Annotated in this window: 14 protein-coding genes; 9 read left to right on the top strand and 5 right to left on the bottom strand. The window is 64.6% G+C overall.

Annotation, left to right across the window (positions count from 1 at the left end):
- Positions 1-38 precede the first annotated feature (38 nt).
- The 4 genes from ABZ728_RS00175 to ABZ728_RS00160 all read right to left on the bottom strand — a co-directional run bounded on the left by ABZ728_RS00175 (position 39) and on the right by ABZ728_RS00160 (position 4,149).
- Positions 39-884, bottom strand: a complete 846-nt coding sequence (locus ABZ728_RS00175) for a carbohydrate ABC transporter permease (protein WP_366653508.1) — start codon at positions 882-884, stop codon at positions 39-41.
- 9 nt (positions 885-893) lie between these two features.
- Positions 894-1,832, bottom strand: a complete 939-nt coding sequence (locus ABZ728_RS00170; protein ID WP_366653507.1) for a sugar ABC transporter permease — start codon at positions 1,830-1,832, stop codon at positions 894-896.
- Positions 1,833-1,928: 96 nt separating this feature from the next.
- Positions 1,929-3,200 (bottom strand): ABC transporter substrate-binding protein, encoded by a 1,272-nt coding sequence (locus ABZ728_RS00165; protein WP_366653506.1) that lies wholly within the window; start codon positions 3,198-3,200, stop codon positions 1,929-1,931.
- 55 nt (positions 3,201-3,255) lie between these two features.
- Complete coding sequence (locus ABZ728_RS00160) at positions 3,256-4,149, bottom strand: N-acetylmuramic acid 6-phosphate etherase (protein ID WP_366653505.1); 894 nt, start codon at positions 4,147-4,149, stop codon at positions 3,256-3,258.
- Between the two features lie 130 nt (positions 4,150-4,279).
- Here ABZ728_RS00160 and ABZ728_RS00155 point away from each other — a divergent pair, with 130 nt between their 5' ends.
- From ABZ728_RS00155 to ABZ728_RS00115, 9 genes are all read left to right on the top strand, one after another.
- Positions 4,280-5,158, top strand: a complete 879-nt coding sequence (locus ABZ728_RS00155; RefSeq protein ID WP_366653504.1) for a BadF/BadG/BcrA/BcrD ATPase family protein — start codon at positions 4,280-4,282, stop codon at positions 5,156-5,158.
- Positions 5,155-5,937 (top strand): GntR family transcriptional regulator, encoded by a 783-nt coding sequence (locus ABZ728_RS00150; RefSeq protein ID WP_366653503.1) that lies wholly within the window; start codon positions 5,155-5,157, stop codon positions 5,935-5,937. The genes ABZ728_RS00155 and ABZ728_RS00150 overlap by 4 nt, the downstream gene beginning before the upstream one ends.
- Positions 5,937-6,962 (top strand): SIS domain-containing protein, encoded by a 1,026-nt coding sequence (locus ABZ728_RS00145; RefSeq protein WP_366653502.1) that lies wholly within the window; start codon positions 5,937-5,939, stop codon positions 6,960-6,962. Before ABZ728_RS00150 ends, ABZ728_RS00145 begins: the two co-directional genes overlap by 1 nt.
- Positions 6,959-8,143, top strand: a complete 1,185-nt coding sequence (nagA, locus tag ABZ728_RS00140; protein WP_366653501.1) for an N-acetylglucosamine-6-phosphate deacetylase — start codon at positions 6,959-6,961, stop codon at positions 8,141-8,143. Before ABZ728_RS00145 ends, nagA begins: the two co-directional genes overlap by 4 nt.
- Positions 8,144-8,308: 165 nt before the next feature.
- Entirely contained in the window at positions 8,309-9,046 is a 738-nt protein-coding gene (locus ABZ728_RS00135) for a class I SAM-dependent methyltransferase (protein WP_366653500.1), read from the top strand.
- Positions 9,047-9,210: 164 nt separating this feature from the next.
- Entirely contained in the window at positions 9,211-10,755 is a 1,545-nt protein-coding gene (locus tag ABZ728_RS00130) for an aromatic amino acid ammonia-lyase (RefSeq protein WP_366653498.1), read from the top strand.
- 61 nt (positions 10,756-10,816) lie between these two features.
- Entirely contained in the window at positions 10,817-11,911 is a 1,095-nt protein-coding gene (locus ABZ728_RS00125; protein ID WP_366653496.1) for a DUF917 family protein, read from the top strand.
- 52 nt (positions 11,912-11,963) lie between these two features.
- Positions 11,964-13,634: a urocanate hydratase gene (locus ABZ728_RS00120; protein ID WP_366653495.1), complete on the top strand. Its 1,671-nt coding sequence runs from the start codon at positions 11,964-11,966 to the stop codon at positions 13,632-13,634.
- 108 nt (positions 13,635-13,742) lie between these two features.
- Entirely contained in the window at positions 13,743-14,060 is a 318-nt protein-coding gene (locus ABZ728_RS00115; protein WP_366654331.1) for an autotransporter outer membrane beta-barrel domain-containing protein, read from the top strand.
- 91 nt (positions 14,061-14,151) lie between these two features.
- On the opposite strand, the gene ABZ728_RS00110 is transcribed toward ABZ728_RS00115, so the two are convergent.
- Positions 14,152-16,989, bottom strand: coding sequence for a PAS domain S-box protein (locus ABZ728_RS00110; protein ID WP_366653493.1), 2,838 nt, complete (start codon positions 16,987-16,989; stop codon positions 14,152-14,154).
- Between the last annotated feature and the right edge of the window lie 133 nt (positions 16,990-17,122).

Raw genomic sequence — 17,122 nt, 5'->3', positions numbered from 1 at the left:
ATCTTCTTGGGCGTCAGGAAGCGGCGATGCAGGTGCGGTCATTTGACCGCGCCGGCGGTGATGCCGCGAATGAGTTGCCGCGAGAACAGCAGATAGAGACCCAGAACCGGCAGGATCGCCAGCGACAGCGCCGCCAGCACGGCGTTCCAGTCGGTGACGTACTGGCCAAGGAACATCTGCGCGCCCAGCGTCACGGTCTTGGTCGCCTCGCTCGGCGCCAGGATCAGCGGGAACCACAGGTCGTTCCAGATCGGGATCATGGTGAACACGGCGACAGTCGCCATTGCGGGGCGCACCAGCGGCATGACGAGCTGGAAAAAGATCCGGTATTCGCTGAGGCCATCGACCCGGGCGGCGTTCTTCAGGTCGCCGGACACCTGGCGCATGAATTCCGCCAGGATGAAAATGGCCAGCGGCAGCCCCTGCGCGGTATATACGAGTACCAGCGATGTCAGCGTGTTCACCAGTCCGGTGGCAACCATCATTTCAAGAATGGCGACCGTGCCCAGCCGGATCGGGATCATGATGCCCAGCGCCAGGTAAAGCCCCATCAACAAATTGCCCCGGAACCGGTATTCCGACAGCGCGAACGCTGCCATTGCGCCGAACAGCAACACAAGAAAGACCGAGGCCACGGTCACGATCAGACTGTTCTGGAAATAGAGCGGAAAGTTTCCCTGCGTCCACACCGTCTCGTAGCCGATCAGCGTGAACGTGTCCCATGTCGGCAGGGTCATCGGCTGGCCGAAAATGGCCCGGCGGTCCTTGACCGAGTTGTAGACGATCAGCAGTACCGGCGCGACCGCGATCACGGTGTAAAGGATCAGCGCGGCGTGGACCGTGATCGCGCGCGGCGTGCTGGTGCGGGCTGTCGACAGGCTCATGCCCGCCCCCTAGAATTCGTACCGGCGCATGCGCCGCTGGATGATGAACAGATAGATCGAGATCACCACCAGGATGATCCCGAACATCACGGTCGCGATGGTGGCGCCCATATGCGGATCGCCGCCCTGAAGCTGGAAGCCGAAGAATGTCCGGTAAAGGAACGTCCCCAGGATGTCGGTCGCCCCGTTCGGCCCGCCCATGGCGCCCTGCATCGAATAAACAAGGTCGAAAGCGTTGAAATTGCCGACGAAAGTAAGGATCGAGACGATGCCGATGGTCGGCAGGATCAGCGGCAGCTTGATGCGCCAGAATTGCGAAAATCCGGTGATGCCGTCGATCTCCGCGGCTTCGATCAGGTCTTCGGGAATCGTGAGTAGGGCGGCATAGATCAGCATCATCGGAATGCCGACCCATTGCCAGACCGAGACAAGGGCCACCGTCGTCAGGGCATAGGTTTCAAGCCCGAGATAGGGCGCGAACAGCCATCTGAGCCCGATCAGGTCGAGAAGACTGGGCGTGACGCCCCAGAGCGGCGACAGGATCAGCTTCCAGATGAAGCCGACGATCACGAAGGACAGGATCGTCGGCAGGAAGATGGCACTGCGATAAAATGCGCGGCCCGGAAGCCGCGAAACGGACAGCAGCGCCGCCAGCGCGATGCCGAGCGGGTTCTGGACCACCATATGGATCAGGAAGAAATAGGCGTTGTTCCACAGGGCGTTCCAGAACGAGGCCGCCCAGCGCGGGTCGCCGAACAGGCGGGCATAATTCGCGATGCCGACGAAGAATGTCTGACCGTCGGCCCGGTTGAAGAATGACAGGCGCAGCGTTTCGAACAGCGGAATGATCATCACGGCGGTGTAGACCAGCACCGCCGGCGCCAGAAAGACGGCGATGTGCCAGCGCCAGGGGCGCGGCGGTGGTTTCAGGTCGGTCTCGTCCGTCATTGATCACCCGCGATCGTAGCCAATCCCCCGGCCACGGGTCCGGTCCCGCACGCTGGTGTCGGCGTGCGGGATGGAACCGTCAGGCCTTGCTCAACCCTAGTCCTGCTGCGGGCCGTACCACTCTGCCAGCCCTTGCTGAAGCGCCTCGGCGGCCTCTTCGGGCGTTTCAACGCCGTTCATCACATTGGCGGTGTGAGCCCAGGTCTCGTTCTCCAGGTTCGGCGTACCGCGCGACAGGATCTGATAGGTCGAGCGGATGGTGGACTCGCAGTCCGCCCGCCAGGATGCGAACTCCTGAGCCAGCGGGTTGTCGATCTCGACCTCGGCGTCGATCAGCGGGAAGAAGCCCGGCAGCTGGTTGGCGTAGATCTCGGCGAATTCCGGCGAGGCCACCCACTCCAGGAATGTCCGGCCGGCTTCCTGATTCGGGCTGTCTGCGTTAAGGCCGAGCGCAATATCCGGATGGTCGGAGATATGGCAGGTGTCGCTGCCCGGCGCCGTCGGCGGCGGGAAAGCGCCCATCTCGAAAATGGCCTGATTCTCGAATACCGAGATCTCCCAGGATCCGGCCGGATAGATGGCGCCGCGTCCGAGCGTGAACAGGTTCTGGCTGTCGGGGTAGCTCTGGGCCTGATAGCCGTCGCCCAGATAGTCCGACCAGCGGGCAAGAACGCGCAACGGCTCGACCCAGCCCTCGTCGGTCAGTGCCTGTTCGCCCGCGATCAGCGCGGTGCGGCCTTCCTCGCCGCCCCAATAGGCCGGGCCGATATTCTGGTAGCCCATGGTGGCGGCTTCCCACTGGTCGATGGTGCCCATGACCAGGGGAATATAGGTGCCCTCTTCCTGAAAGGCGTCCAGGACAGCAAAGAATTCTTCCTCGGTGGCAGGGGGTTCGACGCCCACTTCCTCGAAGGCTTCGGCGTTATAGATGAAGCCGTGCAGCACGGCCGCCATCGGCACGCAGAACGTTTCGGAGCCGTCATCGGTCGACCACGCCGTCCTGGCGACGTCGGAGAAGTTTCCCATGCCCGGCAGATCGGTGAGGTCGGCCAGATAGCCGTCGTCGTAAAGCTGCAGCGACTGGTCGAACGGCCGGCAGGTGATCAGATCGCCGGCGGACCCGGCATCGAGCTTGGCGTTGAGTGCGGCGTTGTATTCCGTCGGCGCGGCCGGCTGGAACTCCACCGCGATATCGGGGTGCTGGGCTTCGAAGGCGGGAATGATCTCGTTGCGCCAGATGGCCAGATCGTCGTTGCGCCAGCTTTCGATCACCAGCGTGGTTTCCTGGGCGCCGGCCGTTCCGGCGCCGGCGACCATGGCCGCGATCGCGGTGGAAATCAGCAGGGTTCTTGAGGTGCGGTTCGTCATCTTGGTGCTCCCTGTTCATTGCGGCCGCAGCCGGGGTTTTAAAGTGGGTTCTGGTTCAGTCCGTTGCTGCCATCGCCGGGCGCACGCGGCCCTGGCTGTCGGCAAGCCTGCGGCGAGCCTCGTCCGGATCGGCAACTCCCGAGGCCAGCAGGATCGCGGTTTTCAGATCGCCGCCGGCGCGGCCGAGGGCGTCGGCCGCCCTGTCGGCATCGACCCCGGTGACCCGGCTGATAATCGCGCCGGCGCGCCGACGAAGCTTGGCGTTGTCGGCGCGGAGATTGACCATCAGGTTGTCGTGGACATGCCCCAGCCGGATCGCGGTCAGGGTGGAGAGCATGTTGAACACGGCTTTCTGCGCCGTGCCGGCCGCCATACGGGTCGATCCGGCGATGACCTCGGCGCCGGTCGGCGTGGCGATGGCGATATCGGCGATGGCAAGCAGCGGCGCTTCGGCGTTCGAGGCAATGGCGACCGTTGTCGCCCCGGCGTCGTGCGCCGCCTGAAGCCCGGCGACCGTATAGGGGGTCGAGCCGCTGGCCGAGACCCCGACCACGACGTCGCCCGCAGCGATATCCTGGCGCCGGATGGCCGCTACGGCTTCGTCGGCGTCATCCTCGCTAATGCCGGTAAGGTTGGCTGCGGTTTCGGCGCCGCCAGCCAGGATCATGACGATCCGGTCGGGGGCAATGCCATAGGTCTGAGGGATTTCGAGCGCATCGAGCAGGGCGATCAGTCCGGAACTGCCGGCGCCCAGATAAACCAGCCGCCCGCCGCCGCGAAGAGCGTCGGCCGCTGCTTCGGCGGCGCGGGCGATCGCTGGCAGCGCGCTACGGGCGGCGTCGATCGCGCGGTCGTGACCGTCGGCCAGCGCCGACAGGATCGCTGCCGGTTGCCAGGTGTCGAGCCCCCGATACCGTTCATCCGCCGCTTCTGTTGCCGGCCAAGACATCCGCCACCCCGTCTGATATGCTGCCGGGGATAATACCAACATCATACCAAAGTGTCCACTTCCCTGATTGGTATCGTTTTGGTATTTTGGTGGTGAACGGCTGGGCTGGGCGGAATCGGGCGGGAATGCCATGATCTTCATGGGCGTAGACGGCGGCGGGACGCTGTGCCGGGCACGGGCGGTGACCGCCGCCGGTCGGATCATCGGCGAGGCTGAGACCGGCACGGCCAATTTGCTTGCCGGGCTTGATCAGGCGCGGGTCAATGTCGTGGCCGCGATGACCGCCGCATTGGCGAAGGGCGGTATGCCCCCCTCGGTACTGGGTGACTGCGAGGTCGGACTCGGCCTGGCCGGGGCGAATGTCGTCAGCCTGCACCGGGCGTTTGTGGCGGCAGGTCTGCCGGTTGCCCGGTTCACGCTGGAAAGCGACGCCTTCGTGGCCTGTCGCGGCGCCCATGGCAACGCCGACGGCGCGATCGCCATTCTGGGAACGGGGTCGGCCTATGTCGCCCGACTGCAGGGATCATTCACATCACTCGGCGGCTGGGGCTTCGACCTTTCGGATCAGGGCAGCGGCGCCGATATCGGCCGGGCGGCGTTGCGGGCGGCGCTGCTGGCCCACGACCGGATCGGACCGGCGGATGGTCTGACCGATGCCGTTCTGGCGCGGTTCGACCATGATCCCGGTGCCATGGTGGCGTTCGCCAAAAGCGGACTGCCACGCGACTTCGGAACCTTTGCGCCGCTGGTGTTCGATAACGCCGACGCCGGCGAACCGGTGGCTGCCGCGATCGTCGAGGACGGCGTTCGCCATATCGCGGCGGCCGTCGATCGACTGGCGGTTCTGGGAGTGTCGGCGGTGGCGCTGCTGGGTGGACTGGCGCCGCGTTATCGGGGCCGTCTGGCGGGCCGTATCGCGCCGGCGATCGTCGATCCCGCCGCTGATGCGATGGCCGGCGGCATTGCACTGGCACGCGAGGCCGCCGGATTGCCGGCGGAATTTTCATGAGCGGAGGATTCTTCCGTCCGGACGACCGGGATGGCATGCGCGGCGATGGCGGGCCGCTCTATCTGCGCCTGCAATCGGCGATCGCCCGGGCGATCGGGGACGGCCGGCTTCTGCCCGACGACGCCCTGCCGGCCGAACGCGACATTGCGCGCGACATCGGCGTTTCGCGGGTGACGGTGCGCAAGGCAATTCAGGCGCTGGTGCGCGATGGTACGCTGCGCCGCCGCCACGGCTCGGGCACGTTTGTCGCCCGGACGCGGGAACGGGTGCAGCAGCCATTGTCGCGGCTGACCTCGTTCACCGAGGACATGATCAGTCGGGGGCTGGTGCCAACGGCGCGGTGGCTGGAGCGCTCGGTAACGCACGCCGCCCCGGAAGAGGCGATGACCCTGGGCCTGTCGCCGGAAGACCGCGTCGCCCGGCTCTATCGGCTTCGACTGGCGAACGGCGAGCCGATGGCGATCGAGCGGGCCGTCATTCCCGCCCGTCTGCTGCCGGATCCCGAGACAGTCTCGGCCTCGCTGTACGAGGCACTCGACCGCAACGGCGCGCGTCCGGTTCGTGCATTGCAGCGGCTGTCGGCCGAGGCGCTGGACGCCGCCGATGCCGATCTTCTGGGCGCCCCGGACGGCGCGGCCGCGCTGGCCATCGTCCGGATCAGCTATGATGGCGACGGGCGGACGGTGGAATTCACGCGGTCGATCTATCGTGGCGACACGTATGATTTTGTCGCCGAATTGAACCTTGTTCCGAACGTCGCGAGAGAGGGAGGGCAATAATGGCCGAAATCAGCCTGATGCGCCGGGAGATCGACGAAATCCCGGCGGCCGCCGAACGGTGCCTTTCCGCGAGGACCGGCATCCTGGCCGCCGGTGCGGCATTGGCCGGCAAGGATCCGCCCGTGATCGTCACCGCGGCACGGGGGTCGTCGGATAACGCGGCGGCCTATTTCAAATATGCCTGCGAGATCACGGCCGGCGTGCCGGTCGCCTCGATCGGCCCCTCGATCGCGTCGATTTATGCGACGCCGCCGCGTCTGTCGGAGGCTGCATTGATCGCCGTATCCCAGTCGGGCCGCAGTCCCGATATCATCGCGCTGGCCGAGGCGACGCGCCGGTCCGGGGGGCTGACGGTGGCGGTGGTGAACGACGCGGCCTCACCGCTGGCGGATATCTGCGATCATGTGATCCCGCTCGGCGCCGGGACCGAACAAAGTGTCGCCGCGACGAAGAGCTTCGTGTCGTCAGTCCTGGCATGTCTGGCTCTTCTCGCCGCGTGGCGGGGCGATTCCGGGCTGGCGTCGGCGCTGGACCAGTTGCCCGGCCAGTTCGCCCGCGCCCTGACCCTGGATTGGACCGAGGCGTTCGCGCCGCTGGTGGCGGGCGGTTCGCTCTATACCATCGGACGCGGACCGTCACTGGCCATCGCCCAGGAAGCCGCCCTGAAATTCAAGGAGACGGCCTGCCTGCATGCCGAAGCGTTCAGCGCGGCGGAAGTGCGCCATGGTCCGATGAGTATTGTCGGCGAAGGATTTCCTGTTGTCGGATTTCTGGCGGATGACCCGGCCCGCCCATCGATGATTGAGACGCTGGCACTGCTCGGCGGCCATGGCGCGAGCGTGATGGTAGCGGGGGGCGGAAACGAGGGGGGAAACCGGCTGCCGGTTATCGCGACCGGACATCCGCTGACCGATGCGTTGGCGATGATCGTGCCGTTTTATGGTGCGGTGGAAGCGCTGGCCCGGTTGCGCGGCCTCGATCCCGATCGCCCGCGCCATTTGAAGAAGGTGACGGAAACGCGATGACCCAGCCTACAGCCCCGGTAACTCCCCTGGTAACTCCCCCGGTAACAGCCCTGTGCGGTGTTGAGATATTCGACGGCGAGCAGTGTTGGCACGACCAGGCGCTGGTGATCCGCGATGGCCGGATCGACGCCTTGATGCCTCGGGACGCGGTGCCGGCGGATGCTGCGATTGTCGAGCTTGGCGGTGGTCTTCTGGCGCCGGGTTTCATCGATGTGCAGGTGAACGGCGGCGGCGGCATTCTGTTCAATGACGCGCCGACTGTGGAGGGCATCCGCACGATGGCCGATGCTCATGCCCGTTTCGGCACCACCGCCCTGCTGCCGACCCTGATCACCGACCGCCCGGCGGTGACCGATGCGGCGATCGCAGCCGTCCGTTCGGCGCTTGACCAGGGCGTGGCGGGTTGTCTCGGCCTGCATCTGGAGGGGCCGTTCCTGGCCGCGACGCGCAAGGGCGCGCACGACCCGGCGCTGATCCGAGCCATGGACGCGCATGACGTCCAGGTGCTGACAGAGGCGGGGGTTGCGCCACTGGTACTGACCGTCGCCGCCGAGACGGTGCCGCCCGAGACGATCCGTCGGCTGGTCGATGCCGGGATTCTTGTTTCCATTGGTCATAGCGACACCGATTACGACGGTGCGATGGCCGCTTTTGCGGCGGGGGCGCGATCGGTCACCCATCTGTTCAACGCCATGAGCCCGCTGGGCCATCGGGCGCCAGGTCTGGTTGGCGCGGCGCTGGACGCCGGCGATGTCTGGTGCGGCCTCATCGCCGACGGGTTCCATGTTCATCCGGCCGCACTTGGCATTGCGCTGCGCGCGAAGCGCGGAACGGGCAGGGGGATACTGGTCACCGATGCGATGTCGACAGTGGGGGTCGATGCCGACAGCTTCATGCTGAACGGCCGCCGCGTGCGCCGCGACGCTGGCCGCCTGACGCTCGACGACGGCACCTTGGCCGGGTCGGATCTGACCATGATCGGTGCCGTGCGGTTCATGATCGATCAGGTTGGTGTCGAACGGGACGTGGCGCTGCGCATGGCCTCGCTCTACCCGGCGCAGTTCCTCGGTCTCGCCGACCAGGGCTTTGGCCGGCTCGTGCCCGGCGGGCCGGCCGATATTGTCCATCTGACGCCGGCATTCGAGGTCGGCGGCGTCTGGCGCGGTGGCCGCTGGGGCTGATAACATTGGCACGGCGCCGGACGGGCGGCGGCCCAGTAATCCGGGCCGGTGAACGTATGGCACGAAAGGATTATTACTATAGTATGAAAAGTATTCTCGCCTTGATTTCAGATATGTTCAGCGATACATCGGAATTATGCTGTCAGGAAATCAGGGAATATCATAGTGAACAGGCTGAGGGCGCCGGGTCGCGGGCAAATCTTACGTCGGCTTGCCGGGGCATGGTGGAGAGATCGATACCAATTCAAGCATACGAAAGTGCGCCGACATTGTCCGATTTGCGACTATGCAGGCGTATTCATATCGACCGGCCAACCATCCACCTGGGACACGCGTTGCGCGGGTTGCGGTAGCCGGCCGCGGCACCGTCTTTTGCACCTGTACCTGCAGGAAAACGGCATCGACCTTGATGGAAAGCGAATTCTGCATTTCGGGCCGGAACGATATTTCATCGAACTTCAGCGGGACAATCGGAACTACCAGTCGGCCGATCTGTTTGCGTCGCTTGCGAAGAATCGTCTCGATATGACGAGCATCGACCGTGACGAAGGATCATTTGATTTTGTCATTGCCCATCATGTGCTGGAGCACATCGATGACGACCGAAAGGCCATGGCGGAGCTTTTTCGTGTCCTGAAGCAGGGCGGCATAGCGTTGCTATCGGTGCCCATCAATCTGAGCCGAGATGAAACCTATGAGAATCCGTCGATCGTCGATTCGGCCAAGCGTTTCGTACATTTTGCCGGTACTGACCACCGCCGCTTCTATGGTGCCGATTTCGCCGACCGCTTGAACAGCGTCGGCTTCTCGACGCTGGCCTATCGACGCCCGATGGATGAAGAAGTGCATTACGGCCTCAAGCGGGACGAATGTATCTTCATCGGACACAAGCCTGCTGCGTGATCGCGCTGCTGCACTGCCACGACTGAGCCTTGAATTGCGGCCGCGGCCATCCCTCGGGCGCTAGTGCCATGTGTTCGGCATTTGGGATATCCCTTGGCAGGGATAGAATGTCTTAATGTCAAAGATCGGGGAAACCTCCCGAAACGGCATCAGGCAAGGCGGCCATGAGTTATTCACCAGACAGCATCGTGCTGAAGGGGTCGGCGCTCGACTTCGCCACGTTGTCGCGCATCGGATCGGGCGCAGCGGTACCAAAAGCGGACCCCGCCGCCCTTGATCGGGTCCGCCAGGCGCGGCTGGTGGTCGAGGATCGGATCGCGGCAGGGCTGACGGTCTACGGAGCCACGACCGGTGTCGGCGCCATGAAGGATGTCGAGTGGTCGCCAGAAGACTACGAAACCTTCAACATCGGTCTGGTCCGTGCGCACCATTTCGGCACCGGCGACCCGTTCCCGCCGTCGGTCGTGCGCAATGCGATTGCGATCCGCGTCAACACCGCGCTGACCGGCCGGGTAGGCGTGTCCACCGCCTTCGTCGATGCGTTCATCAAGTTGCTCGAAGCCGGCGTGATCCCGGTCGTTCGCCGCACCGGTTCCATCGGCTGCGCGGATATCGGCCTTATGGGCCAGATCGGCGCCGTGCTGACCGGTGTCGGCGAAGCGGTCTATCAGGGCCGTCGTCTGCCGGCCGACGCGGCGCTGGCCGAGGCGGGGCTGTCGCCGATGCCGATGGAGCCGCGTGACAGCCTGGCGTCGATTTCAGTCAACGCCGTTGGTTATGCCGCGGCCGCCGATGCCATTAGCCGCGCCGCCCGGACCGTGCGGATGCTGATGGCGACCAGCCTGACCACCGCCGGGGCGCTGGGGGCCTCGCGCGATCCGTGGAAGGCGGTCGCCCATGTCGGGACCGAGCACGAAGCCAGCATTGGCGCATGGCTGGTCGAAAACGCGCGCGGCTGGGAGTGGCCGGACGCCACCCATGTCCAGGATCAACTTTCGCTGCGGATGATGTCGCAGGTTTTCGGCACCACGATTCAGACTCTGACCAACGCTGGCAACACAGTGCTGGCGGCAACCGGCCGGACCGACGACAACCCCGTGGTCGTCGGCGGCGAGGTTCTGACCTCCGGCGGCTCGCTGCCGCTGGATGTCACCGTGTTCCTGCAGTCGGCCCAGATCGCGCTTTCCCACGCTGCCCGCAATTCGTTCAATCGCTGCGTCATTCTCGGCAACGGCAACCGTCGCGGTCTGCCGGTCAATCTGGTCCCGGCCGGAAAGATCGCCACCGGTTTCGGGCCGATCATCAAACTGGCGGGTGAGTTGTTCGCCCGTGTGCTGTCGATGGCGGCACCAGTGTCGGCGCAGTCGCTTGTCGTCGCCGGCGGGGTCGAGGACGAAGCCGCCTTCCTGCCGCTGGTTGTCGAGCGCTTCGAGCGCCAGGTCCGCGCCCTGCGCCGGCTCGCGGCGCTGGAAGGCCTGCTGTCGGCACAGGCGATGGACATTCTGGATGATCGCCCGCGCGGTGTGCCGGGGATGATCTATGATGTCGTGCGCCAGCATGCGGCCTTTTACGAGGTCGATCGCCCGCTCTCATCCGAAGTCGAGGCGATCGAGCGGGATCTGGGATCGGCAGAGCGGCTTCAGGAATTGATCGAGATGGCGCCGCTGCCCGAGATGGACGCATTTTTCGCGCTCGATCTGAACCCGTAACCTGCGGCGGAAACGCCGGCGCGAAACTGCATTTCGTCAAACGGACCGAGGAGAATGATCGATGGGCCGCATCCTGACCGAAAAGGACGTCGAGGCCGCTGTCAGGGGCGGTTCCGTCTATGCCGCCGGTGGTGGCGGCTGGGCCGACCACGGCCGCATGCTGGGCAATGCCGCCGTCAGTATCGGCAAGCCGGAGCTGGTCTCGGTCGATGAACTGGACGACGCCGACTGGGTCGCCACGGCCGCCGCCATCGGTGCGCCGGCCTCGACCACCCCGTGGGAAATGCGCGGGGTCGACTATATCAAGGCCGTTGAACTGCTGCAGGATGCGCTGGGCGAACCGGTCGCCGGGCTGATGGTCGGCCAGAACGGCCGGTCGTCGACGCTGAACGGCTGGTTGCCCTCGGCGGTGCTGGGGACAAGGGTTGTCGACGCTGTCGGCGACATGCGCGCTCATCCGACCGGCGATATGGGGGCGATCGGGCTGGCCGGATCGCCGGAACCGATGATCCAGACCGCCGTGGGCGGCAACCGCGACGTGGATCGCTATATCGAAATGGTCATCCGCGGCGCCACCGGGCGGGTGTCGCCGGTACTGCGTACGGCGGCGGATATGTCCGGCGGGTTCATCGCCTCGTGCCGCAATCCGGTTTCGGCCGCCTATGTCCGCGATAACGCCGCGCTTGGCGGTATCTCACTGGCGCTGTCGCTTGGTGAGGCGATTCTGGCAGCCGAGCCATCGGGCGGCCGGGCCGTCGTCGACGCCATCGTCAAGGCGGTGGATGGCACGCTGCTTGCCACCGGGGGCGAGGTCACGGCCGTCGATATCGTTTACACCGCCGAAGCTTTCGACATCGGCACGGTCACGGTCGGGCGCGGCGACGAGGCGCTGACCCTGCATGTGATGAACGAATACATGGCCATCGTGTCCGCCGATGGCCGCCGTCTGGCGACGTTTCCCGATATCATCACCACCCTGACGCCGAAGGGTGAGCCGCTCAGCGTCGGGCAGCTTCGCCCGGGCATGAAGGTTCACATTCTGCATGTGCCGAAATCGGTGATCCCGTTGTCGGCCGGTGTGCGGGACGCCAGCGTCTATCCGCCGGTGGAAAAGGCGCTCGGCCTGTCGATCGCCGATTACGCGCTCGCCCCCTGAGCCCGGACCAGGAAATTGAACCCCGATTCAGACTAATCGAAAGCCCGCGACCATGGCCTACGCCGTTTCGCCCCCCCGCCATCCCGACTTCCCGGTTCCCGGCGGTCCGACCCTCCGCGCCCGGGGCTGGCGGCAGGAGGCGCTGTTGCGGCTGCTGGAGAATGTGCTGTCGGTGGCCGAGGATCCGCACAATCTGGTCGTTTACGCCGCGCTGGGCCGGGCGGCGCGCGATTGGCCGGCACTGAGGGCAATTGTAGCCAATCTGCTGGCAATGGACGAGGACCAGACCCTGATTATCCAGTCGGGCAAGCCGGTCGGGTTGTTGAAAACCCATGCCGAAGCGCCGCTGGTCATCATGGCCAACTGCAATATCGTCGGCCAGTGGGCGAAGGCCGATGTGTTCTACGATCTTCAGAAAAAGGGTCTGATCTGCTGGGGCGGCCTGACCGCCGGCTGTTGGCAATACATAGGCAGTCAGGGCGTCATCCAGGGGACCTACGAAATCCTGATGCGGATCGCCGAGGCGCGTTTCGGCGGCGATCTGGCGGGACGGTTCGTCCTGACCGCCGGTCTGGGCGGCATGGGCGGCGCGCAACCGTTGGCCGGAAAGATGGCGAAGGCCGCCATTCTCTGTGTCGACGTCGACGCTGACCGTGCGGAGAAACGCCGGGAAATCGGCTATCTCGACCGGATCGCGCCGGACCTGGAAACCGCGCTGTCGATGATCCGTCAGGCGGCTGCCGAGGGGGCTGGCCTTTCCGTCGGCCTGATCGGCAATGCGGCCGAGATTTACCCCGAGATATTGGCGCGCGGCGTCATCCCCGACGTGGTGACCGATCAGACATCGGCCCATGATCTGGTCTTCGGTTATATCCCCCGCGGCATGTCGGTGGCCGAGGTGCGCGGGTTGCGCGACACTGATCCTGACCGGCTGATCCGCGAGGGGCGAGCCTCGATCGCCGCCCATGTGCAGGCGATGCTGGGGTTCCAGGCCGCCGGGGCGGAGGTGTTCGACAACGGCAATCTCATCCGCACCCAGGCAAAACAGGGGGGTGTGGAGAACGCCTTCGACATTCCGATCTTCACCGAAGCCTATCTGCGGCCCCTGTTCTGCCGCGCGATCGGGCCATTCCGGTGGATGGTGCTGTCGGGCGCACCGGAAGACATTGCCCGGATCGACGATCTGGTACTGGACCTGTTTCCCGACAACCGGATCGTGACCAACTGGATCCAACTTGCCCGTGCGCATGTGCCGTTCGAAGGGCTACCCGCCCGCATCGCCTGGCTGGGGCATGGCGAGCGGACGCGCCTGGCGCTGGCGGTCAACGATCTGGTGCGAACGGGCGAGGTCCGGGCGCCGGTGGCCTTCTCCCGCGACCACCTTGATGCCGCGGCCATGGCGCACCCGAACATCATGACCGAGAACATGGCCGACGGCTCCGACGCGATCGCCGATTGGCCATTGCTCGACGCCATGACCCTGTGCTCCTCCATGGCCGATCTGGTGGCCGTGCATTCCGGCGGTGGCGGCTATGCCGGCTATATGACCAGCGCTGGTGTTACCGTGGTTGCCGACGGAACCCCGGCTGCGGACCGCCGCATCGAACATGCCTTGACCAATGATACCGCGCTGGGAGTGATCCGCTATGCCGATGCCGGCTACGACGACGCCCGCGACGCCGCCGGCCGACACGGAATCGGCCTGATCCGCACCGAGGAGTGAGCGTCCAGGCTGTGGCACGAGAAAGCTTGAACAGGCTATTCCTTGTTCAAGCTTGATGGAGGGGGCGCGACATCGCCTCGGCGTGGCCTGATTATCTCCTTTAGGTGAATTGGAAGGATTCACCGAGACGGCACCGCTGGTCTGACCGTGGCCGGTTTCGGCTCGGAAAGTCTGCGGTCCCGTCTGGGTGTCGAGGGGCGTCTGGACGGCAGTACGCTCGGTATCGAGGGGGTGACCGTCACCGGCCGGGCGGCATGGAGCCACGAACTGGCCTCGCCGTCATCCAGCCTTCGGGTATCGCTGCTGGGAAGCGATACGTTCGAAGTCGAGGGACAGTCGCTTCCGCGCAATCTGGCCGAGGCGGGCCTGTCTCTGGACGCTGTCCTTCGCAACGGCGTGAGGCTGTTCGCGGCGCATGAGGGATAGTTCGGCCAAGGTTATCGGGACCACCGCGGTCAGGCAGGCCTCCGGCTCCAGTGGTAATCGGACGGGGATAAGGGGCCGGGATGGCGGGCGGTCAGGACAACTGCTGCTTCATCACCTCGGCGATCTTCGACGTAAGATCGCCGGGCCGATATGGTTTGCGGATGATTTCGACGTCGCCGAGACCGGCCTCGGCCAATCCGTCCGATGTCTGTGCACCGGCATTCTGGTAATACCCGGTCGTCAGCAGTATCGGAATGCCCGGATAAAGGTCGCGCAGCCGTCGGGCGAGGGCTATGCCGTCCATGCCGTCGGGCAGCACGATATCGCTGAGGACGAGGTCGACGGGATGGCCGTTGCCCGGATCATGCGCACCGGCGATGCGGCGTTCCAGAATTGTCAGCGCCTGTGTGGCGGTTTCGGCGGCGACAACGTCATAGCCCCGCCCCTCCAGAAGGCCGGTGACATATTCCCAGACCATCGGGTCATCCTCGACGACCAGAATGCAGGTTTGTTCAGCGCTGCCGGCGGCAACCGGCATGGATGACGGCAGCGGGGCATCGGTTTGGGAAACCGCGTTTCGATCGGTTTTTTCGTCGGGGGCGCCGGGGCGGCTTCTTCCGGAGGCGTCCTGAATTTGCGGCGCTGGAAAATGGAGATGGACGACGGTGCCGATATCCGGCGCGGTATCGATCGAGATCCCGCCCCCGGACTGGTTCATGAAACCGTGGATCGTGCTGAGACCCAGGCCGGACCCCTTGCTGGCATCCTTGGTGCTGAAGAACGGGTCAAAGGCTCGTCTGCGAACGTCGTCCGTCATGCCGGTTCCGCTGTCGCTGACCGAGAGTCGAACATACGGTCCGGGAGCGAGGATCCCGCTGTCGATCTGCTCTTCCTGATAAATGTCGGTCCGGGAAGCGCGAATGCCCAGAACGCCACCCCGGGGCATGGCGTCCCGCGCATTGATTGCCAGGTTCAGGACGGCGGCCTCAAGCTGTGTGACATCGACGGTCACTGCCGGCAGATCCGGCGCAAAGCGCAGCGCCAGCCGAATGCGCGGACCGATGGCCTGCTGGATCAGGGGTTCGAATCGTTCGAGCAATTCAGCCAGATCGACAACGGCCGGCGTCAGCGCTTTCTGGCGCGCGAAGGTCAGCAGGCGCTCGTTCAGATCGCGCCCGCGCGCGGCGGCCGACAGTATCAGGTTGGCCATGCGCGCCATTGATTCCTGACCTTCGAGCGCATCGGCCAGCATCTCGGCGTTGCCCATGACCACGGCAAGGAGATTGTTGAAGTCATGGGAGATGCCGCCGGTCAGACGGCCAAGCGCTTCGACCCGTTGCGCCTCGCGGACGCGCAATTCCATCTGACGCCAGGGGGACATGTCACGGCCGACGGCGAAACCCATGTCGTCTTCGTCTGACCAGACCGATGCCCACAGTATGGGCACTGCAGTGCCGTCCTTCCGAAGATAGCGGTTCTCGACCGTGCCCGTCCCCTCGTGGGTGCGGTTGTCGGCGGCATGACGTGCGGTGAGTTCCTGATCCTCGGAATGTATGAATTCCCAGGTATGGCGGCCGATCATCTCCGAGGGTTCGTATCCCAGCACATCCCGGCACCGATCGCTGACAAAGACGAGCCGCCTCTGTCGATCGATGGTGGTAATGATGTCAGGCGAGCATTCCAGGAACCGCCGATTGAGGGTCGAGAGCTCCTGATACCGTTTTTCCCGTTCGGCGTATTCGCTGATATCCCGCAAGAACAGCGTCCGGTTGTCCTGATTGGCATAGCCGCGCAGCGAGAGCCACTTGCCGAGGTTCGGTGCAAACAGAATTCGCCCTACAAGATCGGAAGCCTTGGCACCCACGGGCCTGGGATCCGGCACATTACCCGACTTGTGGTCTGCGGCGGAGCCGGATGTCGGAAGCGCGTCCGCCGAAACCCCCAGTCGTTCGCAAATCCGCGCGCCAACGAGTTCCGCCGACGATGTTTCGAAGATTTCGGAGCCGGCCGGGTTGCAGAAGGCGATGCGGCCGTGACCGTCCAGGACGACAAGTCCGTCCGGGATCTCGTCCACGATCTGCTTCAGACGTTGCTGCATATCGGCGTGCGAGCGTTCGGTTCGTTCCCGCAGGATTTCGGATCCGGCACGCTGGGCGAAGGTCCGGATAACTTTCTCTATCCGATGGCGAAGAATGATGCGGTCGCGGAACAGGGCAACAAGAAGGCCGATGCTTCTGCCGTCTGCGTCCTGAAGTCCAAGCCCCGCGTAACCCTTGATGCCATCTTCGGCGAGCATGGCGTCGTGCGGGTAATGGTGCGCCACGTCATTGGCGACGATCAGACATTGATCAGGCACAATGGTCCCGCACGGCGATCCGGCGAGCGGATACGACGTGATGTGCCGGGGGCCGCGTCGATCAACGATCGCCCGGACGTCGACGGCCTCGCATTCCGGGCGCGTCTCGCCGATCAGGACGATATCTGCACCAAGGGCCTCGCTCGCATTATGGGCAATGTCCTCCAGTGCCGTTCTGCCGCTTGACGCGGCCGACGCTGTCGTCAATCCGCTGAGAATTGCGCTGCGTTCCATTCGGATCATCGCGATAACGAACAGGTTCAGCAGGATCCCGAATTCGGGGCTGTCGATCTCAAAGTCCGCGGCCGGCCCGGTCGCGGCGAGCGTCAGGATGCCAATCGGTTGGGACGGTGTTTCCAGAAACAGATGCCGATAGTCGAACAGCGTCCCCTTGAGCGACAGACTGCGATATCCACAAACCGCGGCTGTTTCCTCGATGCTCAATTCCGTAAACCGCCGTCGTGCGTCTTCGATCGCGGCGGCATGGTAGCGGTCCAGTGAGGTCGAAAGTGCCGTAGAATCAGGGGACGCGATGCTGAATAAAGTTGCGTCAGCGGATATCTGGCTGAACAAGGCTGAATCCGAGTGCGAAGAAGCAGAGATCTCCAGCAAAATGTGCTCTATTAACGCTGGAAAGTCGGCCTTCTCTGCAGATGACAATTTTTTCGTAATCTTATTTATACGATCGATCATCATCGCACCACGG

This window comes from Fodinicurvata sp. EGI_FJ10296 (assembly GCF_040712075.1).
GTDB lineage: Bacteria > Pseudomonadota > Alphaproteobacteria > DSM-16000 > Inquilinaceae > JBFCVL01.
Note: the sequence above shows the minus strand (reverse complement) of the source record. Positions and strands in the feature narration are given on the sequence as shown.

Excerpts from the sequence above, each read along its gene's own strand:
- ABZ728_RS00175 (WP_366653508.1), bottom strand. The coding sequence starts at position 884 with ATGAGCCTGTCGACAGCCCGCACCAGCACGCCGCGCGCGATCACGGTC.
- ABZ728_RS00170 (WP_366653507.1), bottom strand. The coding sequence starts at position 1,832 with ATGACGGACGAGACCGACCTGAAACCACCGCCGCGCCCCTGGCGCTGG.
- ABZ728_RS00165 (WP_366653506.1), bottom strand. The coding sequence starts at position 3,200 with ATGACGAACCGCACCTCAAGAACCCTGCTGATTTCCACCGCGATCGCG.
- ABZ728_RS00160 (WP_366653505.1), bottom strand. The coding sequence starts at position 4,149 with ATGTCTTGGCCGGCAACAGAAGCGGCGGATGAACGGTATCGGGGGCTC.
- ABZ728_RS00155 (WP_366653504.1), top strand. The coding sequence starts at position 4,280 with ATGATCTTCATGGGCGTAGACGGCGGCGGGACGCTGTGCCGGGCACGG.
- ABZ728_RS00150 (WP_366653503.1), top strand. The coding sequence starts at position 5,155 with ATGAGCGGAGGATTCTTCCGTCCGGACGACCGGGATGGCATGCGCGGC.
- ABZ728_RS00145 (WP_366653502.1), top strand. The coding sequence starts at position 5,937 with ATGGCCGAAATCAGCCTGATGCGCCGGGAGATCGACGAAATCCCGGCG.
- nagA (WP_366653501.1), top strand. The coding sequence starts at position 6,959 with ATGACCCAGCCTACAGCCCCGGTAACTCCCCTGGTAACTCCCCCGGTA.
- ABZ728_RS00130 (WP_366653498.1), top strand. The coding sequence starts at position 9,211 with ATGAGTTATTCACCAGACAGCATCGTGCTGAAGGGGTCGGCGCTCGAC.
- ABZ728_RS00125 (WP_366653496.1), top strand. The coding sequence starts at position 10,817 with ATGGGCCGCATCCTGACCGAAAAGGACGTCGAGGCCGCTGTCAGGGGC.
- ABZ728_RS00120 (WP_366653495.1), top strand. The coding sequence starts at position 11,964 with ATGGCCTACGCCGTTTCGCCCCCCCGCCATCCCGACTTCCCGGTTCCC.